Here is a 22,767-nt window from a genome sequence, read left to right as displayed (position 1 = left end):
CTATATTGGTGAGTCTCTTTTCTTTGCGTATAATAGAACTATGAAAGTTGTCTTTTGAAAGGGGAAAAACATACGTGATACATACATACGAAGAAGCGATAGGGTGGATCCATAGCCGATTGAAATTTGGAATTAAGCCAGGATTAGAAAGAATGAGATGGATGTTAGAAGAACTTGGAAATCCAGAGCGTCATATAAAATGTGTTCATCTTGCTGGTACAAATGGAAAAGGTTCAACGTTAACATATATGCGTTACATGTTAGAAGGCGCGAAATATAAGGTAGGAACGTTTACCTCTCCTTACATCGAATCATTTAATGAACGCATTAGTGTGAATGGAACACCAATTGCAGACGAAGAGATTACTGAACTTGTAAAGATGGTAAAACCAGTCGTGGAAAAACTAGATGAAACGGATTTAGGGGAAGCGACAGAGTTTGAAATTATTACTGTTATGGCGATTTACTATTTCGGTAAAGTCAATTTCTGTGATGTTGTTTTATTTGAAACAGGGCTTGGTGGACGTTTTGACTCTACTAATGTAATACACCCTGTTCTCACGATTATTACGAATATCGGTCACGATCATATGCATATTTTAGGAAATACACTAGGGGAAATTGCATATGAAAAGGCGGGGATTATTAAGTCTGGCGTGCCGGTAATTACTGGTGTACAAGATGAAGAAGCTTTGCAAGTCATTCAAAATGTTGCAAAGGAAAATCATGCAAACTTATACGAACTTAGCAAGCATTTTACAGCGTTACATAAACAGTCTAATGAAGATGGGGAACAGTTTGATTTTACTTGTCCTTTTTCTGCATTTGAAGATTTGCAAATCTCAATGAAAGGCATTCATCAAGTAGGAAATGCAGCGTTAGCACTTATGGCAGTAATGTATGTAAAAACATATTTATCATTTTTAATTGAGGAAGAGGAAATAAGAACGGGATTACTGGAAGCATATTGGATTGGGCGCTTTGAAAAGCTGCAAAGTAACCCGGATATTATTATAGATGGTGCTCATAATCCAGAAGGTATCGAAAGCCTTGTGAAAACAGTAGAAGCGCATTACAAAGATAAAAATGTAATAGTGTTATTTACTGCCCTTGGTGATAAACAATTACATAACATGGTAGGCCAATTAGAAACCATTGCAGATGAAATTATTTTTACAACATTCGCCTTTGATCGTGCTATTTCTGCTGACAAGCTTGCATCATATTCACAGAAAGAATCAAAATTAGTTTTTGAAAATTGGAAAGAGGCAATTGATACAAAAGTTGAAAAGATAGCAGAAAATGATGTTCTTATCATAACGGGTTCTCTTTATTTCATTTCTGAAGTACGAAAATATATTCGCGAGAAAAACTAGATAGTCTTTGCTATCTAGTTTTTTTGTTCTACAAATGAAGTCAAATGCATACATATAAGATAAATATATAGGGTTATTTGGCGAATTCCTCTGACAAATATCTCGTTTTTTTATGAAATGAATATGATATGATGCGGACAACGATAAGAGGTGAGGTGTGAGTGTATGGACAAGCAATCACGAACGATCTCAGTGAAAGTGAATGGAACAGAAGCGAAGTATGAGGAAAAAAAGAAAGATGAATTTGAATGGATGGTAGTAGAAAGTGAACGACCGAAAAATGTTGTTCCGTTTCAAAAAGCGAAATCAATGTCTGTGGAAAAATACCGAAAGAAGTGGAGTAATACATTAATTGTAATCGTTGCAACTGCAATCATTATCGGTACGGCGTTTGGAATGGGGATGCTTCATTTACTTACTGGACAAGGAACGACAGGAGGAAGTGAAGTGACAGCTTCAAGGCCGACTGGAAATGGAGAATCAAAGGTGGGTGGAACGGCAGAACAAACACCAGCACCGAAAGAAGAAAAACAAAAAGCACAGGCAGGAACGTCATTGGATCCGATGAAATTATTTTTTGTTCAAGGGGGGCTTTATTCTTCTGAAGAAAAGGGACAGGCAGCTCTTGAAGAATGGAAAGGCAATGGGGGCATTGGTGCTTTGAGACCGAGCGGTGATAAGTATGCAATAGTTGTTGGTATTGCTAGCGATGAACAGTCTATAAATCAATTAATGACTAAGTATAAAAATGATGGTGTCTCCGTTTTAAAAAAGAGCTGGGATATAACAGATAAAGCATTGCTGAAAGATGATAAAGAAGTAGGGACATTTTTAACAAAAGTGCAGCCATTATACACTCATTTAGCAAAATATGCTTCTAGCGTACAAGTTGGTGGAAAAAGCAGCCCAAAAGATATAGAAGCAATTGAAAAAGAATGGAAAAAGGTTGAAAAAGAAGGGGAAAGTATGAAACGAGAAGAAGCAAAGAAACTGTATATGTATACGTCGGTAGCTGTACAAACAGTAAAAGATGGGAAGATGGATAAGGAATCTTTGGCGAAATTAAATCAAGTTATTATTGATGGTTTACTCTCGTATGAAAAAATTGTTTCGTAGAAAGTGAAATGATAGGATAATAAAATGAGTAAGAAAGAAGTACATGTACTTCTTTCTTTTCTTTTGAATTTAGAGCAAAGTGCTTTCTCTATGACGGGAATATAATCGTATGCAATAAAGAAGTTTTATTTTAGTTAGAGAAATTAATATTTCTTTCATTTGTGGGCAAACTATTCCTTTGATACGATTAATATAAATTGTTCTGCTTCATGTGAGAAAGGAAGGAGAAAATATGAGAAAAATAATTTTAGCTTCAGGATCACCTCGGAGGAAGGAATTACTTGAGTTAGCTAGTGTGCCATTTGAAATCGTTGTAAGTGAAGTAGAGGAAACAATTGGTGCATATTCATCGCCTTCTGATATTGTAATGTCGCTTGCCTTGCAAAAAGCATCAGCGGTGGCAGAAAATAATAGTGATCACATTGTGTTAGGTGCAGATACAATTGTTACATATGAGTCGCGTATTCTTGGTAAGCCTTCTAATGAGGATGAGGCGAGAGAGATGTTACAATTACTATCAGGGAAAACACATGAAGTGTATACAGGTGTTGCGATTATAGCAAAAGAAAAAACGGTTACTTTTTATGAGCGTACAGAAGTTACATTTTGGGAGTTAACAGAAGAGGAAATTGATACATACGTCGCGTCGAAAGAACCTCTTGATAAAGCCGGTAGTTATGGGATTCAAGGTAAAGGATCTATTTTCGTTCAAAATATTCAAGGGGACTACTATAGTGTAGTTGGCTTACCAATTGCACGTCTCGTTCGGGAATTAAAACAATTTGATATTGATGTAACCCATGCGTAAAATTGCATGGGGTTTTCTTTGAGAGAACAAATAAAGGGGTGGAGAGATGAACGGTATTCGTGATGTTGTAAGAGAAGAACAGCCACGGGAGCGTTTATTGTTAGAAGGTGCTGGAAGTTTATCAAATCGAGAGCTTCTCGCAGTGTTACTCAGAACAGGTTCTAAAGAAGAAACAGTTTTAAAGTTGTCAGATAAAATTTTACACCAATTTGATGGCTTACGTATGTTGAAAGATGCAACATTAGAGGAGCTAATTAGTATACATGGTATTGGGATTTCAAAGGCATCGCAACTTATGGCAGCCTTTGAACTAGGCAGAAGAATGGTACGTTTAGAATATCAAAATAGATATAGTATTCGAAGTCCAGAAGATTGTGCGAAATACATGATGGAAGAAATGCGTTTTTTACAACAAGAGCATTTTGTTTGTTTATATTTAAATACAAAAAATCAAGTTATACATAGGCAAACGATCTTTATTGGAAGTTTAAACACGTCAATTGTACACCCGAGGGAGGTTTTTAAAGAAGCCTTCCGTCGTGCAGCAGCCTCTATCATATGTCTTCATAACCATCCCTCAGGAGATCCCACGCCGAGCCGTGAAGATATTGAAGTAACAAAACGCTTAGTAGAATGCGGCCAGATTATCGGAATTGAAGTGCTTGATCATATTATAATAGGTGACCATAAATTCGTGAGTTTAAAGGAAAAAGGTCATATTTAAGACTATGCTTTTTACTTATTTTGTTTTATAATGTGATTTATGAGTTTTTTGTAGAAATTTATCTACAAAAAGGATAAAGATATAAAAAACGTACTGTTTTTATAATATAAATTAAGAAAAAATGAGTCCGTGAAAACAAGAAAGGAAGATAAATAATATGTTTGGATTTGGTGGATTTACTCGCGATCTTGGAATAGACTTAGGAACTGCGAACACGCTTGTATATGTAAAAGGAAAAGGTGTAGTTTTACGTGAACCTTCAGTAGTGGCGTTACAAACTGATACGAAACAAATCGTTGCTGTAGGTAGCGACGCAAAACAAATGATTGGTCGTACACCAGGGAACGTTGTGGCACTTCGCCCGATGAAAGACGGTGTAATTGCTGATTACGAAACAACTGCAACAATGATGAAATATTACATTCAACAAGCTCAAAAATCAAACGGTTTCTTCTCACGTAAGCCGTATGTAATGGTATGTGTACCATCTGGTATTACAGCTGTAGAAAGACGTGCAGTAATCGATGCGACTCGTCAAGCGGGTGCTCGTGATGCTTATCCTATCGAAGAGCCATTTGCAGCAGCAATTGGTGCAAACTTACCTGTTTGGGAACCAACTGGTAGTATGGTTGTTGATATCGGTGGTGGTACAACAGAAGTTGCAATTATTTCTCTAGGTGGTATTGTAACAAGCCAGTCAGTCCGTGTTGCTGGTGATGATATGGACGATTCAATCATTCAGTACATTAAGAAAAGCTATAACTTAATGATCGGTGAAAGAACAGCTGAAGCATTAAAATTAGAAATTGGTTCTGCAGGCGAGCCCGAAGGTATCGAGCCTATGGAAATTCGCGGTCGTGATTTAGTAAGTGGTTTACCAAAAACAGTACTAATTCAGCCAGAAGAAATTGCAGATGCATTAAAAGATACAGTAGATGCGATTGTAGAATCAGTTAAAAATACGTTAGAAAAAACTCCACCTGAATTAGCGGCTGATATTATGGACCGCGGTATCGTATTAACAGGTGGCGGGGCATTACTACGTAATTTAGATAAAGTAATTAGTGAAGAAACGAAAATGCCAGTTCTTGTTGCAGAAGATCCATTAGATTGCGTAGCAATTGGAACAGGTAAAGCATTAGACAATATCGATCTTTTCAAAACTGCTGCTCGATAATATTGCAAAATAAAAATCAGTGAAATTAAGAGGGTGTGAACGTGCCACAGTTTTTCTTAAACAAAAGATTAATTGTTTTGTTGGTTAGTATTATTCTTCTCGTGGCATTGATTGGAATCTCATTGAAAGAACGGAACAGTTTAACATGGCCAGAGCAGTTTGTTAAAGATACTGTCGGTGTTGTAGAACGTGTATTCCAAAAGCCAGCGAAATACGTAGCTGGATTCTTCGAAAATGTAGAGGATGTAAAGCGCACGTATGAAGAGAATAAAGAATTAAAAGCAAAATTAGATAATTATGCAGGTCTATCAGGGAAAGTAAAACAATTAGAAGATGATAACAAGAAGCTACAAGAGCTAACTGGTAAAAAAGAGTTAAATAGCGGGTATACTGAAATTCCAGCTACTGTTGTTTCTCGTAATCCAGATAAATGGTACGATTTAATTGGAATTGATAAAGGGGCACAGCAAGGAATTAAAAAAGATATGGCTGTAGTAACTTCACAAGGGTTAGTTGGAAGAGTGAAAAGTGTATCTCAGTTTACATCATCAGTAGAATTACTAAGTTCTATGAGCCGAACAAATCGTGTTTCTGCTATTGTACAAGGGCAAGAGAAAATCTTTGGATTGATTGAAGGTTATGACAAAGAAAAGCAATTACTTCTTTTCACAAAGATTGGCTCTGATGCACCGGTAGTGAAAGATCAACTAGTTGTAACATCTGGACTGGGTGATATTTTCCCGAAAGGTCTTGTAATTGGAAAAATCGTTGAAGTTCAGCCGGATGCATATGGCTTAACAAAAACAGCTTATGTAAAACCTGCCGCTGATTTAAATGACGTAGAGCATATTACGGTTGCTAAACGTGCAACACCTTCAGCGCCATTAGAATAGGAGGAGAAGAAGAGATGATGAAGATATTAAAAAGAGCAGCTCTTCCTCTTTTGCTCCTTTTTGTGTTTCTATTTGAAAATATGTTTGCTACTGTTGTTCCAACGGATGTGTTTTGGAAAGACAGCATAGCAGCACCGCATTTCTTTATAATCGTCTTATGTTTTATTACAGTGTATTATAGTCCGGTCCAAGGGATTTATTACGGACTATTATTTGGCTTCTTATTTGATACCGTATACACAGAACTTGTCGGGATATATATTTTTGCTTATCCGATTTTAGCTTATTTAGTATATAGTGTGATGAAAGTACTACAATTGAATTTATTTATTGTTGTTTCTATCATATTAGCTAGCATTGTAGCACTAGAGTATTATGTGTATGGATTCTTAACTTTATTAGGACGTACTCATATGCCAGCGTATGTCTTTTTCACAGATCGTCTCCTTTCTACTTTATTGTTAAATGCTATTTTCTTATTGATAGTTTGTTTCCCACTGAGACGATATATAGTGCGTCTTTCAAAAGCGATGGAAGAAAAAGAAAAAAGGATTTTCTAATTTTATGTCGAATTGAATCGGTGGGGTGAACTTTAGTGGAAGAAAAAAAGCAACAAAATGTAACGATAAAAGGGACAAAAGATGGGATAACGCTTCATTTAGATGATTGTTGTTCATTCTCAGAATTATTGGTGGAATTAGACGAAAAACTTTCTACACATTACTACGATGGTGATGGGCGCTCTTTAATTGAAGTGCATGTGAAAGTAGGAAATCGTTATTTAACAGAAGTCCAACAAGAAGAGATTCGTACGTTAATTCGTAATAAAAAGAATCTTGTTGTGGATTCAATTGAAAGTGATGTTATCACTAAAGCAGAAGCAATAGCTTGGAAAGAAGAAACAGAAATTGTCCCTATTTCCAAAATTGTTCGCTCTGGACAAGTTTTACATGTAAAAGGAAATTTGTTGTTAATTGGAGATGTTAATCCAGGCGGAACGGTTATCGCTGGGGGGAATATTTTTGTCGTAGGATCATTAAGAGGAATTGCACATGCTGGGTATTATGGGGATTCGGATGCTGTAATCGCTGCATCTGTTATGAACCCGATGCAACTTCGAATTAGTGATGTGGCAATGCGGGCTCCGGAAGAGAAAGAAGACGGAGCGGAGGCGGCAGAATGTGCGTATATTAATGAGAACAATCACATTGTTGTCGATCGCCTGCAACTTCTCACTCATCTTAGACCTAATTTAACAAAGTTAGAAAGGGGAATTGTATAGCTGTGGGAGAGGCAATAGTAATTACATCTGGAAAAGGCGGAGTAGGTAAAACTACTACATCTGCGAACATTGGTACGGCCCTAGCGTTATCTGGAAAGAAAGTGTGCTTAATTGACACAGATATCGGTCTTCGAAATTTAGACGTAGTAATGGGGCTGGAAAATCGTATTGTATTTGATCTTGTTGATGTCGTTGAAGGGCGTTGCCGTTTACCTCAGGCTCTTATTAAAGACAAACGTTTTGATGATCTTTATTTATTACCTGCAGCACAAACGAGTGATAAATCAGCGGTAACACCTGAACAAATGGATGAATTAATACAAGTATTACGTCAAGATTATGATTACATATTAATCGATTGTCCTGCGGGGATTGAGCAGGGATTTAAAAATGCGGTAGCTGGTGCGGATAAAGCAATCGTTGTTACGACTCCAGAAGTATCCTCAATGCGCGATGCGGATCGTATTATTGGGCTTTTAGAAAAAGAGGATATTGAACCACCGAAACTTGTTATTAACCGTGTACGTAGTCATATGCTTCATGAACAGGATATGTTAGATGTTGATGAAATTGTACGTACATTGTCAATCGAGCTTCTTGGTGTTGTCGAAGATGACGATGAAGTTATTCGAGCTACAAATACAGGTGAACCTGTGGCGTTGCAACCAAGCGGAAAAGCAGCGTTGGCTTATCGTAATATTGCAAGACGCTTGTTAGGTGAGAATGTACCATTACAAGCATTTGAACAAGAAAAGGTATCGGTATTTGCAAAGGTGAAAAACTTCTTTGGAATCCGTTAAGAGCACTTCGCACATATGCGAGGTGCTTTCTTTTTTCTTCACACGAATATCTTTCTTTCTTAGCTCATACATATGTACAAACTGTATACAACTGTTTCTAATGAAATTAGCTTAACGAAAGAAAGGAGACAGTATGAAGAATAGACGCGTAGAAGAAATTAAAAAGCGGATTGCAAAAAGGAAGGCCGAGCAAGAAAGGATGGAGGAAGAGCAGTATTTTAACGGAGGGAATTTCGATAGTGAAGCGGTATTTATTGAAGATGGAGAAAAGGAAATGCATCCTTTATTTCGAAAGGAAGTCTTTTTCTTCAAAGTTTTATTATCAGCAATATTAGTTCTTTCGGTTGCTATTTTATATAAGAATGCTCCTTCTTCATTCAATGGAGCTAAAGCTGTTACAGAAAAAGTGATGAAAGAGGAATTTCAGTTTGCTACTGTAGCGAAATGGTATGAAAAGCAATTTGGAAAACCGCTCGTATTCTATTCGCCGAACGAGAAAAAAGAAGGAAGTATTCAGCAAAAGGATTATGCAATTCCTGCTTCTGGAAAGGTAATGCAAGGGTTTCAAAAAAATGGCCAAGGTGTATTTGTCCAAACAGCTACAAATGCAAAAGTGGAGTCAGTAAATGAAGGGTTAGTTGTTTTTGCAGGCAAGAAAGAGGAACTTGGAAATACAGTTCAAATTCAACATGCAGATGGTACGGAGTCATGGTATGCAAACTTAAACGATATGTCAGTGAAATTATATGATTACGTTTCAAAGAAACAAAAAATTGGAACGGTGAGTAATGATACAAATGATAAAAATGGAAAGTTTTATTTCGCGATAAAAAAGAATGAAAAATTTATTGATCCGATCCAGGTGATATCATTTGATTAAATATAGGGACGTTTTAACGAAAATTTCCGTGCATCCATTATTTTGGGTTATTATTGTCATTGGTATTTTTACTGCGCGTTTTAAAGAGTTACTACTGTTATTTTGTATTGTTCTTATTCATGAACTTGGGCATGCTTTTGCAGCAGCACACTATAATTGGCGTATAAAAAGAATTCAACTTTTGCCGTTTGGTGGCGTGGCCGAGCTTGAGGAACATGGTAATAAGTCATTGAAAGAGGAACTTGTTGTCGTAATTGCAGGACCGATTCAACATGTTTGGATGATGCTGGTAGGTTATATGTTGTTCGAAGTCGGTTGGCTGAATACAGATTTATATTATTTCTTTATGTGGAATAATATAATTATTTTAGCATTTAATTTACTCCCTATTTGGCCGTTAGATGGCGGGAAAGTATTGTTTAATGTATTATCATATCGTTTCCCTTATTTACAAGCACATGAAAAGATGATGCAATTGTCATGTGTTTTTTTTGGTGTAATATTAGGATGGCAGTTACTCTGGAATAGTAACAATATTATGATGTGGGTACTACTCATATTTTTAGCAGTGTCATTATATCAAGAGTGGAAACAAAGACGGTATGCATTTATGCGTTTTTTATTAGAACGTTATTATGGAAACAAAAGAGGAATCGAAAAGATTGCACCTATTGAAGTGCAAACGGAAGATCGTTTATATACGATCTTCACAAAATTTCGTAGAGGATATAAGCATTCTATTATCGTCCGTGGAAAATATAAAGAGCATTACACATTGGATGAAAATGAATTGCTCTATGCATATTTTACTGAAAAACGAACAACTTCATCAGTTGAAGAATTAATCGGTTAGTGTTGACGATAGCACTAACCTTTTATTATTGTAAAAGCAAAGAAGATTATAAAGTGAGGAAATAATTTTGAAAACGTTATATGTGAATTACGCTGGTTCGGAAAAGCGCGTTGCAATTGAAGAGAAGAAAAAAATTGTTGAGTTTTTATGGAAACGTAATGAAGAGCAAGAGATTGTTGGGCATATTTATGTTGGACGTGTCGTAAGAACAATTGCTGGAATGAATGCAGCTTTTGTAAACATCGGTTTAGAAAAACATGCTTACCTTTCATACGATGATGTACCATCTTCTTATCGTATACATGAAGGGCAAGCGATACTCGTACAAGTTGTGAAAGAGGCAATTGATACGAAAGGGCCTAAATTGACAGCGAATATAGAATTTACCGGGAAATATGTCGTTTATATGCCGTTTGATGAGATGCGCGCTGTTTCTCGAAAAATAAAAAATAATAAAAGAAGACAACAGTTACTCCAAATTGAAATAGAGGGAACGGGGGGATATATTTTCCGCTCTGCTTCTGAAAAAGGAGCAATTGAAGAAATACAAGCTGAAATGCAAGGGTTACAACAGTTGTATGAAGAGTTAAAAAGAAAAGAGGGCCAAGGAAAGGCGCCGTTATTACTTCATCGACCGACGACCTTTTTAGATCGTGTATTTCAAGAGAATCCAATTGAAACCATTGAAAAAGTAGTTGTAGATACAAGAAGTATAGTAAAAGAATTAGAAGACAAAGTTGGAAAAGAAAAAGTATCTTTTTATAATGAAAAGTCTTCGATGTTTAACCATTTTGGAATAGAGCGTGAAATTGAGAAAGCACTCCAAAAAATTGTGTGGCTTCCAAATGGTGCTTATTTAATTGTAGAACAAATGGAGACGATGACTGTAATTGATGTGAATACGGGCAAGTTTACGGGAAAACAAAATTTACAAGATACAGTACTTCGCACAAATGAGATGGCAGCTGAAGAAATTGCACGCCAATTAAGACTTCGTGATATTGGTGGTATGATATTAATTGATTTTATTAATATGAAAAAAAGAGAAGATAAAGAAAAGGTAAGAGAATGTCTTATAGCTGCTATGCAAGATGACCGCACATATACAAGGGTGCTCGGCTTTACGGAGCTAGGGATTTTGGAAATGACACGTAAACGTAAAAAGCATTCTTTACGGGACGTATTATTAAAAGAGTGTGTACCTTGCAAAGCGACGGGTTATGTGATGTCGCATGAAACAATTGCGTATGAGTTAGAGAGAGAACTAATCACATATGGCAATATAGAAGATGAAGCGGTATTAATCGCTGCGCCTAAAGAACTGCAAAAACAGTTTTTGCAAAAAGAATTACAAAAAAATATTCCATTTGAAATTTATTTCAAAGATGATAATATCGAAAAGTATGCTATCGTTCGTTTTGGAAGTAAAAAAGAAATTGTAGAGCGGAAAAAATAGTTAGCAGAACATTTATTGACAACCGTCTATGATTCATGATAACATCTTTATGTTATAGTTTATAGCACCTAAACGGCTATATGCTACAACCGCACAAGACAGGTTCCCTAAAGGCATTTATGTCTACCTCGTTTTTGGCGAGTCTTAGTAATTAAGAGGAGGTGCAAGTATGTACGCAATTATCGAAACAGGTGGAAAACAAATTAAAGTTGAAGCTGGTCAAGCAATCTACATTGAAAAATTAGATGTTGAAGCTGGTGAAACTGTTACTTTTGACAAAGTTCTTTTCGTTGGTGGCGAAAACGTTAAAGTTGGTAGCCCAGTTGTAGAAGGTGCAACAGTTACTGCGAAAGTTGAAAAACAAGGTCGCGCTAAGAAAATTATCGTTTTCAAATACAAAGCGAAAAAGAACAATCGTAAGAAACAAGGTCATCGTCAACCTTACACTAAGCTAGTTGTTGAAGCTATCAACGCTTAATTCTGGTTAACATGATTAAAATTACGATAAGTCGCACGAAATTAGGAAGTATCCAATCATTTAAAATGACTGGACATGCCGATTATGCGCCACATGGACAAGACCTTGTCTGTGCTGGAACTACAGCGGTTGTGTTTGGTTCTATAAATGCAGTGGAAGAACTTTGTAATGTGCAAGCAACTATTGAACTCGGAAGTGATGGCGGATTCTTAACGTATGAATTGCCTAATGATTTAGACGTTCATACAGCAGAAAAAGCACAAACGCTTTTAGAAGGATTAGTTGTTTCGCTTAAGACGATCGAACTTGATTACGGAAAGTATATCCGTTTAATAGAAAAAGTGCAGGAGGTGTAACGTATGTTAAGATTAGATCTTCAGTTTTTCGCATCTAAGAAAGGTGTAGGTAGTACAAAGAACGGTCGTGACTCTCAGTCAAAACGTCTTGGTGCTAAACGCGCAGATGGTCAAACGGTTACAGGTGGTTCAATTCTTTACCGTCAACGCGGTACAAAAATTTATCCAGGTGTTAACGTTGGTCGTGGTGGCGATGACACTTTATACGCGAAAGTTGACGGCGTAGTACGCTTTGAGCGTCTTGGTCGTGACCGCAAACAAGTGAGCGTATATCCTGTTGCTCAAGAAGCATAAGAACTCACGGAAAACTCTAACCTGAGTGCAGGTTAGAGTTTTTCTATATTAAGGGGTATCTAAATGAATGAAAAATGGACAATTATAGATGCATTGCGCCATTCAAGACATGATTGGCTCAATCGTATGCAGATGGTGAAAGGAAACCTTTCCCTTGGAAAAGTGGAAGAAATTCATAGTCTCATCGATCGTTTTGTCCAAGAAGCGAGACAAGAATCCAATCTGATGGGGCTATCAATGCCTTTATTTTCAGAGTGGATTTTAACATATAATTGGAAACAGCAGCCGTGCTTATTGGAGTACGAAGTATTAGGGAAATTACATAACTTATCTCACTTAGATGAGACTGTATGTACATGGACGAATCAATTTTTCTCGATGCTTCAGCATAGTTTAGACGTATATGTTGAAAATTATGTTTGTATCACAATTGAATGTGACGCGGATAATGCTCGTTTCTTTTTTGATTTTCGTGGTAAGCTAACGAGTGTAGAAGAACTACAGAATTGGCTTGCGACCCAAAACAATAAATGGTATTCCATTTCTTATACAGTGCGAGACGAAGAAGTCTCAGTTATATTACAACCAATTGAAAAAAGTGTGGTGAAATAATGTTTGTAGATCAGGTCAAGATATATGTAAAAGGCGGCGACGGTGGTAACGGTATGGTTGCGTATCGTCGTGAGAAGTATGTACCAAAAGGTGGCCCAGCAGGTGGCGACGGCGGTAAAGGTGCAGATGTTGTTTTCGTAGTTGAGGAAGGCTTACGTACATTAATGGACTTCCGCTACCAACGTCATTTCAAAGCTGATCGCGGTCAGCACGGAATGAGTAAAGGTCAGCACGGACGTAAATCTGAAGATTTACTTGTAAAGGTTCCACCAGGAACAGTAGTAAAAGATGAAAAAACTGGTCAAATTCTTGCCGATTTAGTAACGCATGGACAAACTGCTGTAATTGCAAAAGGTGGCCGCGGTGGCCGTGGTAACTCACGTTTTGCAACAGCTACGAACCCAGCGCCAGAAATCGCTGAGAACGGGGAACCAGGTCAAGAGCGTGATGTTATTCTAGAACTTAAAGTACTAGCAGACGTTGGACTTGTTGGATTCCCAAGTGTAGGTAAATCTACATTATTATCTGTTGTATCATCAGCGCGTCCGAAAATTGCAGAGTATCACTTCACAACAATCGTTCCAAATCTTGGTGTTGTTGAAACTGGTGATAACCGCAGCTTCGTTATGGCTGACCTTCCAGGACTAATTGAAGGCGCACATGCTGGCGTCGGACTTGGACACCAATTCTTACGTCATATTGAGCGTACACGTGTAATCGTGCATGTTATTGATATGTCTGGTTTAGAAGGCCGTGATCCATATGAAGATTACGTAACGATTAATAATGAATTAAAAGAATACAATCTTCGCTTAACTGAGCGTCCACAAGTTGTTGTTGCAAACAAAATGGATATGCCAGATGCAGAAGAAAACTTACAAGCATTTAAAGAGAAAGTGGGAGACGAAGTAAAAATCTTCCCAATCTCAGCTGTAACAAGACAAGGGGTTCGTGACTTACTGTTTGAAGTAGCGAACTTAATAGAAACAACACCAGAATTCCCAATACATGAAGTTGCGGATGAGTCTGATACAAGTGTAATGTACAAATTTGATACTGAAGGTGTTAAATTTGAAATTACACGTGAAAGTGATGGCACGTTTGTTATCTCTGGTTACGATATCGAGAAAACATTCAAGATGACAGACTTCTCACGTGATGAATCTGTACGTCGTTTCGCTCGTCAAATGCGCGGAATGGGTATTGATGAAGCGCTTCGTGCACGTGGTGCAAAAGACGGAGATATTGTAAAAATTCTTGAATATGAATTTGAATTTATCGATTAAGACTGCCGAAATACGGCAGTCTTTTTTTATATCGTAAAAATCGGATTTATATAGGAAAAAATCCCCACTAATTAAATTTTCAATTTATAATAAAAAGGGGAGTGGTTTTAGAAGAATTTTTTTATGGGGAGAAAACGAACATGTATAAAATATTAATTGTAGAAGATGATGAGAAAATCGCGGGAATATTAGAAGAGCATTTAGAAAGGTATGGCTATCAATCATTTAGAGCAAGTGATTTACGTCAAATAAAAGATGAGTTTGTAAAAGTGAATCCTCATCTCGTGTTACTTGATATTAATTTACCGTACTTTGACGGTTTTTATTGGTGTCGTCAAATTCGTACTGTATCGAATGCACCAATTATTTTTGTTTCTGCAAGAACAGGAGAAATGGATCAAGTAATGGCGATTGAAAATGGCGGCGATGATTATATTACGAAGCCATTCCATTTAGATATCGTAATGGCAAAGGTGAAGAGTGCACTTCGCCGTGGTTACGGAGAGTATGCTTCTGCCGCTGAGAGTGATTGTTTAGGTGTAAATGGACTGTTGTTATTCCCGTCTCAGCATATTGTTGAGTGGCAAGGACAACAAACTGAACTGACAAAAAATGAGTTTTACTTATTAGAGTGTTTAATGAAACAGGTGAATCAATATGTAACGCGCGAAGAACTGTTAGAAGCTCTATGGGATGAAGTAGCATTTGTGGATGATAATACATTAACCGTAAATGTAAAACGTGTAAGGAAGAAACTAGAGGAGTTAGGCATTAAAAATGCAATTGTAACGAAACGTGGATATGGTTATGCGCTTTTTACGGAGTGGGGCGAAGGGCATGAAGGTTAAAAATTACCTTATGGACCGCTTTTCTTTAATTCTTTCTTATATTGTTAGCCTTTGTTTATTTGGGCTCGTTTTACAGCTGCAAAGTCTTTTAGAAAAGAAATCCATTGATTGGAGTACGTGGTTATATGGACTTTTATTAGGAACAGTTGTGTTTACTGTATACCTCATTTACGATTACCGAAAACGGAGTGTGTTTTTAAAGAGGATCGAAAAGTATGTTACTGATGGAAATACATTACATGACTCTTTACTTATTGATGAATCTTATACATCAGAGCAAGAAATGGTCGTTGAATCTTTTACGTTATTAAGACAGCAATATATGAATGAAGTTCATAAACAGCATGCAAAAGAGCAACAGCAAATGATATTTATGAACCAATGGATTCACCAAATGAAAACACCAGTATCTGTTATTGAATTATTGCTGCAAAAGTTTGGCAAAGAGCATCGTGAGGCAAGAGCAACAGTTGAAAGTATTCGTGAAGAAAATAACCGTATACTAAATGGTTTAGATTTAGCGTTACATATGGCAAGACTAGAGCAGTTTGCGAAAGATTATAAGATAGAAGTAGTAAATGTTATAGATGTCGTGCGAGGTATTATTAATGAAAATCGGAAATCCTTTATTCAATCGTCTGTATTTCCGAAAGTGATGTTTGAAGAAGATACTTGTATGGTTGCATCTGATAGAAAATGGCTGAGTATTGCTATAGGTCAAATTGTTGTAAACGCAATCAAGTATACAAAAATTTCAGCGGCAGAGAAAAAAGAAATTCAATTTCAAATTGAAGAGAAAAATCAAAAGGTGTTATTACATATTAAGGACAATGGAATTGGTATTCCAGAGCAAGACGTAAAGCGCATATTTGATCCATTTTTTACGGGAATAAATGGACGTAAAACGAGAGAAGCGACTGGGATGGGCTTATATATTACGAAGGAAATTTGCGATAATTTACATCATGGAATGTATGTCCAATCGGCTGAAGGAGAAGGGACAACATTCACGTTCCAATTTGCAAAAGATGAAGAATATCATACATTGATGAGAAAAATGACAAAACTGTAAGATAACAAAACGTTTTGTAAGGGAAATCACTCGTTTCTTTTTCTTATTTTTCTTATAGTAAATGTAAGAAGAAAACACGTAGGGGGATTAGAAATGAGTGTTCTTGAAGTAAAAGGATTAACGAAGGTGTACCAATCAAAAGGTTCAGTAGCGACGACTGCTTTAAACGATATAAATTTTAAAATAGAAGAAGGCGAATTTGTAGGGATTATGGGTCCTTCAGGAAGTGGGAAAACGACGCTTTTAAATTTATTAGCAACAATTGATAAGCAAACTTCAGGTCATGTGCTTGTAAATGGTGAAGAAATTAATCAAATGCGTGCTGCAAAATTAGCGGAGTTTCGCCGTACACATTTAGGGTTCATCTTCCAAGATTTTAATTTACTTGATACGTTATCCATTAAAGAAAACATTATTTTACCACTTGTAATGGCGAAGAAATCTGTAAATGAAATCGATGCGAAAGTACTAGAAATTGCGAAGTTTTTAAACATCGAAGAAATTTTAAATAAAAAAGTATACGAAGTATCTGGGGGACAACAACAACGTGCAGCAGCAGCGAGAGCAATCATTCATGAACCGACGTTAATTTTAGCAGATGAGCCAACTGGAAACTTAGACTCGAAGTCAGCAAAATCGCTAATGGGTGCTCTGCAAGATTTACACGAGCAAAAGAAAGTAACGATTGCAATGGTTACGCACGATCCAGTAGCGGCTAGTTATTGTGAACGTATCCTTTTCATACGCGATGGAGAAATTTTCTCGGAAATACATAAAGGAAGAACGAAACAAGCCTTTTTCCAAGAAATCCTGGACGTACTTGCGATGCTAGGAGGAGAATATCATGAACTTTCGCCAGCTCGCGCTTAATAACGTAAAAGGAAATTGGCGTAACTATAAAGCGTTTCTTATAAGTAGTTGTTTATCGATTGTCGTATTTTTCATGTATGCTTCTTTTATTTATCATCCAGATGTCGTAAGCGGTAATATTAGTATGAGAAAGATGATCACAAAAGGATTAGAATCGATGAATTATATTGTGGTCATCTTCTCGGCACTCTTTATTTTATATGCAAATTCAACGTTTTTACGAGCAAGAAAAAAAGAGTTTGGTCTACTAACATTAATAGGCGGAACGAAATCGCAGCTCGGCCGAATGATTATATTAGAGCAACTGATGTTAGGTAGTATTGCAATTGTAGTTGGTATTGGGGTTGGGATGCTTTGTTCAAAAGTATTTTTCCAAGCGTTAAGCGTATTATTAAAAATAGATAAGACACTTCCACTTGTTTGGAATAGTAAAGCAGTTCTTATTACAGCTGGTGTATACTTTATTCTATTTTTAATCCTATCATTGTTTAGTGTTTGGACAGTAGGACGCTTGCAAATTATTGATTTATTAAGAGAGGCAAGAAAGCAAAAAGTAGAGCCGTTTGCATTTACATGGTTATGTGTAGTTGGTATAGGATGTATTATTGTTGCATATGTACTTAGCTTCCAAGTAACGTTTCTGAATTTCCTCATCCTCTTTTTACCGGTGGTGGGACTGACAATTGGCGGAACGTATTTACTATTTACACAAGGTAGTACAGTTGTATTAAAAGCATTACAAAAAAGAAAGCAATCTTTTTATACGTACCCAAATATGTTCGTCCTTAGCAACCTTATTTATAAAATGAAAGATAATGCTCGTTTTCTATTTGTAATTTCTATCATTACGGCGGTAGTATCTTCAGCGGTGGGTACACTGTACGTATATTTTGAAAATATGAGTGCGAAAACGGTAGAACTTACACCACATGCTATTTCATATGAGGAAAAGGGGTTAAATACGCATAACCTTATTAATGAAGAAAAGGTACAGGAGCTTGTGAAGAGACACGGGTTTGAAGATGCGCGAAAAGTAACATACGTTAAACTACCGGCAACACAGAAAATAACGTTGTTTAATAGTGAACATGAAGTACCGATGACGATTATTTCAGAAAAAGAATATAATGCAGAAGTGCGCAAACAAAAGAGAGAGCAACCTACAGAAGTTCATAATGCACCAGGTAGTGCAACGATGGTTATGGTTGATATGTCAAATGAACTGATGAAGATAGATCGTACGAAATCGTATGAATTTACAATTAATGGACAAAAGCAGTCTGTTCAATTAAATAATCCAACGCAGTATTCTGTTTTTAATGATAGTGAATATCTCATTGTAAATGATCAAGATTTTGAGAAATATGCAACACTCGTACCAGATGAAGAAAAGACAAAATATTACGGTTATTATATTGAGGATTGGAAAAGTACAGAAAACCTTGTATTAGATTTGAAAAATGAAATTGCACCAGAAAAGCAAGGAGAATTGAGAAATTCAGTGTTTGCGTATAAGGATATAAGAGAAGGTGGAGCAATTACAATGTTCATCGGTTTCTTCGTAGCGGTACTGTTCTTCTTCTTCGCTTGTAGTATGACATATTTTAAATGGTTTAACGATAAAGAACAAGATCGCATTCAATTTAAATCGTTAAAGAGAATCGGTATGACAGATAAAGAAATTCGCAAAATTGCGATTCGACAAATGGGAGTTATCTTCTTTATACCAATTTTAATCGGTTCAATTCATAGTGGATTTGCTCTTCATACGTTAGGGAAAATGCTTTATATTAATTTGTGGAAATCAGGTGCGCTTGTAATTGGAGCATACATTTTAGCTTCTGCCATTTACTTTATGATCGCGCAAAGAGGATATTTAAAACACGTAAAAAGCTAGGGGAACCTCTAGCTTTTTGCCTATGTAGTAAGTTACAGGAGGAAGATAGATGAACATTCGGCAACTAGCGCTGCAAAATATAAAAGGAAATTGGCGTAATTATAAAGTGTTTTTCTTAAGTAGTTGTTTTGCAATATTTGCTTCTTTTGCATATATGTCTGTCATTGTACATCCGTATATGCAAGAGACGATGTGGTATCAAAACGTACGCTGGGGACTTATCATATGTAATGTTATAATTATTTCTTTTTTCGTCATATTTATTTTGTACTCTACTTCTATTTTCATAGAAGCACGTAAGAAAGAATTAGGGTTATATATGTTAATGGGAGCAACGAAGTCTAACGTAATAGGAGTAATTATGACCGAGCAAATATTAATTGGAATTTTTGCTAATATTTTCGGTATAGGGCTGGGCTTGATCTTTTTAAAGCTCTTCTTCATGGTGTTTAGTATGTTACTGGGGCTTCCGAAAGAACTCCCTGTTATATTTGACGTAAGTGCGATTGGTGTAACATTTATTACATATATGGTCGTTTTTATTCTGTTATCTTTTATAAGTGCTTTACGTATATGGAATATAAAAATCATTCGGTTATTGAAAGAATTTCGAACAGATAAAAAAGAGAAGAAAACATCAAAGTGGCTCTGTTTATTCGGTTTTGCTTGTTTAGTGGGCGGGTATGCATTGGCGCTACAAGTGACGATGGCTACGATAGCGATATACTTTTTCCCTGTGTCTATACTTGTCTTTTTGGGAACGTATTTTTCTTTTACACATGGAGCTACCCAAGTGTTAGAAATGATAAAGCGAAATAAAAAGATTATGTATACATATCCATATTTATTTATAGTGAATCAATTGTCACATCGAATGAAGGAAAATGGTCGCTTTTTCTTTCTGATGTCTATGGCAACGACGTTTGTAGTTACGGCAACAGGTACGGTGTTCTTGTATTTTTCTAGCATGCAAGATATGTGGCGAACTGGAGGGGTACACTCGTTTTCGTACATAGAAAAAGGTATTTCTACTTATGAAGTCTTTGAAGAAGGTGCGGTTGAAAAATTACTGAATCAATATGGGTATGATGATTTTCAATATATGAGTTTTGTTGGAGTGTATGCATCCTTTCAGTCTAATAAAGGAGAAACAACAATAGCACCGCTTATAAAAGAAAGTGAATATAACCAAGAAGCAAGGAAACAAAAACAGAAAACGTATCGTCCTAAAAAAGGTACAGTGACACTCGTTTATTATAATAAATACAATAATTCGAATGTATATAATCAAAAAGAGATTCAATTGCAAGTAATGAATCAACCATATCAATTCGTATTTAACGGTCAGAAAGAAGGGGTTCAATTTAACCATCACCCTTCGTACATTAATGGTCTGTTCTTCGTTATGAATGATGAAGATTTTGATAGTATAGCAAATCAGGTTCCTGATTCTGAAAAAATGATATATAGAGGCTACACATTACCAAATATCGAAAAGACGAAGAAATTAAATGAAGATTTACGGAAACATATGAAACAAGATAATAATAATGCATTTCGAAGCAATATGGAGTTGTATGTAAATATGAAAGAAGGCGGCGATATTACTCTATTTGTAGGCTCATTTATTAGTATATTATTCTTTCTTACTTCATGTAGTATCGTTTATTTTAAATGGTTCCATAATATTGCATCGGACCGAAAGCAGTATGGTGCACTCTCTAAACTTGGAATGACGAAGGAAGAAGTATGGAAAATTTCTCGTTGGCAATTATGTATGCTATTTTTTGCGCCAATTATAGTAGGGAGTATGCATAGTGCAGTTGCGTTATATACGTTTCATAATACGCTTTTTATGGATGGATCATTAAGAAAAGTAGGTTTGTTCATTCTGTTTTATATCGCAGCATGTATCATTTATTTCTTCTTCGCTCAAAGAGAATATAAGAAACATTTAGACTAGCGAACGCTATTATTTTTTTAAATATTCGAAATTTACATAGAAGAATATAAAAAAGTATGGTATAACAGTAAGAAAACGAAAAAGAGGGGAAAAGACGATGATTCGAGTAGGATATTTAGGACCAGAAGCAACATTTACAAATATGGCGGTGAGTCGTTTTTTTCCGGAAGCAGAGCATGTACCATATCGAACGATTCCAGATTGTATAGATGCAGCTGCAAATGAAAATGTAGACTTCGCAGTTGTACCGTTAGAAAATGCAATAGAAGGTTCAGTGAATATAACGGTTGATTACCTTGTACATGAGCAGCCGCTTTCCATTGTAGGAGAAATTACAGTACCAATTCAGCAGCATTTACTTGTACATCCGCAGTATGCAGAAGTGTGGGATGAAGTATATGCAGTGCATTCTCATCCGCATGCCATTGCACAGTGCCATAAATTTTTAAATAAAGAATTAAAAGGAGTAACTGTTCGAGATATGACATCTACAAGTGCTGCTGCGCAATATGTGAAAGAACATCCTGAAGAGAAAATTGCCGCTATTGCAAATGAAGCGGCTGCAGAAAAATACGGATTAACAATTGTGAGACGTAGTATTCATACGCATAAAAATAATCACACACGTTTCTTGGTACTCCATAAGAAAAAGAAAGCAGTACTCCCGAATAACGGAGAGAATCGCGGAGAGAAAACGACGCTTATGATAACGTTACCTGCAGATTATGCAGGTGCCCTATATCAAGTGTTATCAGCTTTCGCATGGAGAAAATTAAACTTATCAAAAATCGAATCGCGTCCGATGAAAACAGGTCTTGGAAATTACTTTTTCTTAATTGATGTTGATAAAGCATACGATGACGTATTATTGCCAGGCGTAACGATGGAACTTGAAGCACTCGGTTTTTCTGTTACTGTGCTGGGGAGTTATTCTTCTTATTGGTTGTAGAGGGGAGCTGTTGTTAAAGTTGTTTGAAATGAAAAGCTGTTTCTCGGTTTGAGGCAGAGTAAGCTATCAATTCTATTGAAGTAAGTGATTAATTAAGCTAGCAAAATAAAGAAGCCGTCCTAAAAGATATTTAGGACGGCTTCTGTTAGGAATAGATAACTCTTTTGTCGGGTTTTTAGTACGCATCATTACAACTATTATAATAATAGGATTCATCATTGTTCGAATTACTGCAGCAAATACAATTCGTTTGTTGTATTAATAGATTGAGTGTAGATGGAGCTACAGTATCTGAGAAAGTAATACTCTCAACATCTTCTACTAAAAATGTTTTAATATCTCCTGGTGTTAAGGTAAATGTAAGTGGAGAGCGATGGTTTAATCTTGCGATTGTTAATCTAATCGTTGTTGCAAATGCAGGACTGAAACTAAATTTAATAAGTGTCTTATTATGATTTTTAGTGAAGTTTTCAAATACAGTTCGAGGAATTCCAGTTGTTATATCAAGATCTTGAGGGGTATTTCCCGTACCGAAAATAGTATAGTTCTGTATAAAACAGTTATTTGAATCTGAATTTGAAGAATTACATGGGCGATCATTTTTCTTATAATATTTTTTTCCATTTTTTAAGAAGTAATCCGCCATAATTAATCACTCCCTTCACATATAAGAATTAAAGGTTGTCCATATATAATATGAAATATATTTTTATATGTTTGGACGTGAAGGAAGAGAAAATAAAAAGAGTCCATCTGGTATGATGGATGAACAGCTCC

The 22,767-nt window shown here is 36.2% G+C and carries 24 protein-coding genes and 1 other annotated feature; of the genes, 23 read left to right on the top strand and 1 reads right to left on the bottom strand.

Annotated elements, in window-relative coordinates; translation table 11 throughout:
* Positions 1–74 precede the first annotated feature (74 nt).
* The 23 genes from DN407_RS22075 (at position 75) to pheA (ending at position 21,990) form a co-directional block, all read left to right on the top strand.
* On the top strand, positions 75–1,376 hold the full coding sequence (locus tag DN407_RS22075; protein WP_000582070.1) for a bifunctional folylpolyglutamate synthase/dihydrofolate synthase: 1,302 nt from the start codon (positions 75–77) through the stop codon (positions 1,374–1,376).
* 165 nt (positions 1,377–1,541) lie between these two features.
* A complete protein-coding gene (locus tag DN407_RS22070) occupies positions 1,542–2,492 on the top strand; it encodes a hypothetical protein (protein WP_000361010.1) in 951 nt (316 codons plus the stop codon).
* A 232-nt stretch (positions 2,493–2,724) separates the two neighbouring features.
* Positions 2,725–3,300 carry a Maf family protein gene (locus DN407_RS22065; protein WP_149216635.1) on the top strand — a complete coding sequence of 192 codons (576 nt, stop codon included), beginning with the start codon at positions 2,725–2,727 and terminating at the stop codon, positions 3,298–3,300.
* A 46-nt stretch (positions 3,301–3,346) separates the two neighbouring features.
* Positions 3,347–4,024 carry a DNA repair protein RadC gene (gene radC / locus DN407_RS22060; RefSeq protein ID WP_001013391.1) on the top strand — a complete coding sequence of 226 codons (678 nt, stop codon included), beginning with the start codon at positions 3,347–3,349 and terminating at the stop codon, positions 4,022–4,024.
* A 157-nt stretch (positions 4,025–4,181) separates the two neighbouring features.
* On the top strand, positions 4,182–5,201 hold the full coding sequence (gene mreB / locus DN407_RS22055; RefSeq protein WP_000466736.1) for a cell shape-determining protein MreB: 1,020 nt from the start codon (positions 4,182–4,184) through the stop codon (positions 5,199–5,201).
* A 41-nt stretch (positions 5,202–5,242) separates the two neighbouring features.
* Complete coding sequence (gene mreC, locus DN407_RS22050) at positions 5,243–6,094, top strand: rod shape-determining protein MreC (RefSeq protein WP_001135490.1); 852 nt, start codon at positions 5,243–5,245, stop codon at positions 6,092–6,094.
* Positions 6,095–6,108: 14 nt separating this feature from the next.
* Positions 6,109–6,654 (top strand): rod shape-determining protein MreD, encoded by a 546-nt coding sequence (gene mreD, locus DN407_RS22045; protein ID WP_065703119.1) that lies wholly within the window; start codon positions 6,109–6,111, stop codon positions 6,652–6,654.
* Between the two features lie 35 nt (positions 6,655–6,689).
* Positions 6,690–7,376 (top strand): septum site-determining protein MinC, encoded by a 687-nt coding sequence (minC, locus tag DN407_RS22040; RefSeq protein WP_000391525.1) that lies wholly within the window; start codon positions 6,690–6,692, stop codon positions 7,374–7,376.
* A gap of 2 nt (positions 7,377–7,378) precedes the next feature.
* A complete protein-coding gene (gene minD, locus DN407_RS22035) occupies positions 7,379–8,176 on the top strand; it encodes a septum site-determining protein MinD (protein WP_000503309.1) in 798 nt (265 codons plus the stop codon).
* A gap of 133 nt (positions 8,177–8,309) precedes the next feature.
* Positions 8,310–9,056 carry a stage IV sporulation protein SpoIVFA gene (spoIVFA, locus tag DN407_RS22030; RefSeq protein ID WP_000797471.1) on the top strand — a complete coding sequence of 249 codons (747 nt, stop codon included), beginning with the start codon at positions 8,310–8,312 and terminating at the stop codon, positions 9,054–9,056.
* Complete coding sequence (gene spoIVFB, locus DN407_RS22025; protein ID WP_000599056.1) at positions 9,049–9,909, top strand: stage IV sporulation intramembrane metalloprotease SpoIVFB; 861 nt, start codon at positions 9,049–9,051, stop codon at positions 9,907–9,909. The genes spoIVFA and spoIVFB overlap by 8 nt, the downstream gene beginning before the upstream one ends.
* A 67-nt stretch (positions 9,910–9,976) precedes the next feature.
* Positions 9,977–11,365, top strand: coding sequence for an Rne/Rng family ribonuclease (locus DN407_RS22020; protein WP_149216634.1), 1,389 nt, complete (start codon positions 9,977–9,979; stop codon positions 11,363–11,365).
* Between the two features lie 77 nt (positions 11,366–11,442).
* Positions 11,443–11,520 (top strand) — a sequence feature (ribosomal protein L21 leader region).
* Positions 11,521–11,534: 14 nt separating this feature from the next.
* A complete protein-coding gene (rplU, locus tag DN407_RS22015) occupies positions 11,535–11,843 on the top strand; it encodes a 50S ribosomal protein L21 (RefSeq protein ID WP_000270907.1) in 309 nt (102 codons plus the stop codon).
* An 11-nt stretch (positions 11,844–11,854) separates the two neighbouring features.
* The gene (locus tag DN407_RS31710; RefSeq protein ID WP_002001054.1) at positions 11,855–12,199 is read left to right on the top strand and encodes a ribosomal-processing cysteine protease Prp; all 345 of its coding nucleotides are present in this window, start codon (positions 11,855–11,857) and stop codon (positions 12,197–12,199) included.
* A 3-nt stretch (positions 12,200–12,202) separates the two neighbouring features.
* A complete protein-coding gene (rpmA, locus tag DN407_RS31705; RefSeq protein WP_000944958.1) occupies positions 12,203–12,493 on the top strand; it encodes a 50S ribosomal protein L27 in 291 nt (96 codons plus the stop codon).
* A 63-nt stretch (positions 12,494–12,556) separates the two neighbouring features.
* Entirely contained in the window at positions 12,557–13,105 is a 549-nt protein-coding gene (locus tag DN407_RS22005) for a sporulation initiation phosphotransferase B (protein WP_001003584.1), read from the top strand.
* Entirely contained in the window at positions 13,105–14,391 is a 1,287-nt protein-coding gene (obgE, locus tag DN407_RS22000) for a GTPase ObgE (protein ID WP_000497128.1), read from the top strand. Before DN407_RS22005 ends, obgE begins: the two co-directional genes overlap by 1 nt.
* Before the next feature lie 140 nt (positions 14,392–14,531).
* Positions 14,532–15,239 (top strand): response regulator transcription factor, encoded by a 708-nt coding sequence (locus DN407_RS21995; RefSeq protein ID WP_001986640.1) that lies wholly within the window; start codon positions 14,532–14,534, stop codon positions 15,237–15,239.
* Positions 15,229–16,311, top strand: a complete 1,083-nt coding sequence (locus tag DN407_RS21990) for a HAMP domain-containing histidine kinase (protein ID WP_000865398.1) — start codon at positions 15,229–15,231, stop codon at positions 16,309–16,311. The genes DN407_RS21995 and DN407_RS21990 overlap by 11 nt, the downstream gene beginning before the upstream one ends.
* Positions 16,312–16,404: 93 nt before the next feature.
* Positions 16,405–17,181, top strand: a complete 777-nt coding sequence (locus DN407_RS21985; RefSeq protein WP_000114529.1) for an ABC transporter ATP-binding protein — start codon at positions 16,405–16,407, stop codon at positions 17,179–17,181.
* Positions 17,156–19,078 carry an ABC transporter permease gene (locus DN407_RS21980; protein WP_097842816.1) on the top strand — a complete coding sequence of 641 codons (1,923 nt, stop codon included), beginning with the start codon at positions 17,156–17,158 and terminating at the stop codon, positions 19,076–19,078. The genes DN407_RS21985 and DN407_RS21980 overlap by 26 nt, the downstream gene beginning before the upstream one ends.
* A 49-nt stretch (positions 19,079–19,127) precedes the next feature.
* Positions 19,128–21,041: an ABC transporter permease gene (locus DN407_RS21975; protein ID WP_001026334.1), complete on the top strand. Its 1,914-nt coding sequence runs from the start codon at positions 19,128–19,130 to the stop codon at positions 21,039–21,041.
* Positions 21,042–21,138: 97 nt separating this feature from the next.
* A complete protein-coding gene (gene pheA, locus DN407_RS21970) occupies positions 21,139–21,990 on the top strand; it encodes a prephenate dehydratase (RefSeq protein WP_149216633.1) in 852 nt (283 codons plus the stop codon).
* Positions 21,991–22,165: 175 nt separating this feature from the next.
* On the opposite strand, the gene DN407_RS21965 is transcribed toward pheA, so the two are convergent.
* Positions 22,166–22,636 (bottom strand): hypothetical protein, encoded by a 471-nt coding sequence (locus tag DN407_RS21965; protein ID WP_000796370.1) that lies wholly within the window; start codon positions 22,634–22,636, stop codon positions 22,166–22,168.
* Between the last annotated feature and the right edge of the window lie 131 nt (positions 22,637–22,767).

This window comes from Bacillus sp. JAS24-2 (assembly GCF_008274905.1).
Classification (GTDB): Bacteria; Bacillota; Bacilli; order Bacillales; family Bacillaceae_G; genus Bacillus_A; species Bacillus_A cereus.
Note: the sequence above shows the minus strand (reverse complement) of the source record. Positions and strands in the feature narration are given on the sequence as shown.

Excerpts from the sequence above, each read along its gene's own strand:
- DN407_RS22070 (WP_000361010.1), top strand. The coding sequence starts at position 1,542 with ATGGACAAGCAATCACGAACGATCTCAGTGAAAGTGAATGGAACAGAA.
- DN407_RS22065 (WP_149216635.1), top strand. The coding sequence starts at position 2,725 with ATGAGAAAAATAATTTTAGCTTCAGGATCACCTCGGAGGAAGGAATTA.
- radC (WP_001013391.1), top strand. The coding sequence starts at position 3,347 with ATGAACGGTATTCGTGATGTTGTAAGAGAAGAACAGCCACGGGAGCGT.
- mreB (WP_000466736.1), top strand. The coding sequence starts at position 4,182 with ATGTTTGGATTTGGTGGATTTACTCGCGATCTTGGAATAGACTTAGGA.
- mreD (WP_065703119.1), top strand. The coding sequence starts at position 6,109 with ATGATGAAGATATTAAAAAGAGCAGCTCTTCCTCTTTTGCTCCTTTTT.
- spoIVFA (WP_000797471.1), top strand. The coding sequence starts at position 8,310 with ATGAAGAATAGACGCGTAGAAGAAATTAAAAAGCGGATTGCAAAAAGG.
- rplU (WP_000270907.1), top strand. The coding sequence starts at position 11,535 with ATGTACGCAATTATCGAAACAGGTGGAAAACAAATTAAAGTTGAAGCT.
- DN407_RS31710 (WP_002001054.1), top strand. The coding sequence starts at position 11,855 with ATGATTAAAATTACGATAAGTCGCACGAAATTAGGAAGTATCCAATCA.
- rpmA (WP_000944958.1), top strand. The coding sequence starts at position 12,203 with ATGTTAAGATTAGATCTTCAGTTTTTCGCATCTAAGAAAGGTGTAGGT.
- DN407_RS22005 (WP_001003584.1), top strand. The coding sequence starts at position 12,557 with ATGAATGAAAAATGGACAATTATAGATGCATTGCGCCATTCAAGACAT.
- obgE (WP_000497128.1), top strand. The coding sequence starts at position 13,105 with ATGTTTGTAGATCAGGTCAAGATATATGTAAAAGGCGGCGACGGTGGT.
- DN407_RS21995 (WP_001986640.1), top strand. The coding sequence starts at position 14,532 with ATGTATAAAATATTAATTGTAGAAGATGATGAGAAAATCGCGGGAATA.
- DN407_RS21990 (WP_000865398.1), top strand. The coding sequence starts at position 15,229 with ATGAAGGTTAAAAATTACCTTATGGACCGCTTTTCTTTAATTCTTTCT.
- DN407_RS21985 (WP_000114529.1), top strand. The coding sequence starts at position 16,405 with ATGAGTGTTCTTGAAGTAAAAGGATTAACGAAGGTGTACCAATCAAAA.
- DN407_RS21980 (WP_097842816.1), top strand. The coding sequence starts at position 17,156 with ATGAACTTTCGCCAGCTCGCGCTTAATAACGTAAAAGGAAATTGGCGT.
- DN407_RS21975 (WP_001026334.1), top strand. The coding sequence starts at position 19,128 with ATGAACATTCGGCAACTAGCGCTGCAAAATATAAAAGGAAATTGGCGT.
- pheA (WP_149216633.1), top strand. The coding sequence starts at position 21,139 with ATGATTCGAGTAGGATATTTAGGACCAGAAGCAACATTTACAAATATG.
- DN407_RS21965 (WP_000796370.1), bottom strand. The coding sequence starts at position 22,636 with ATGGCGGATTACTTCTTAAAAAATGGAAAAAAATATTATAAGAAAAAT.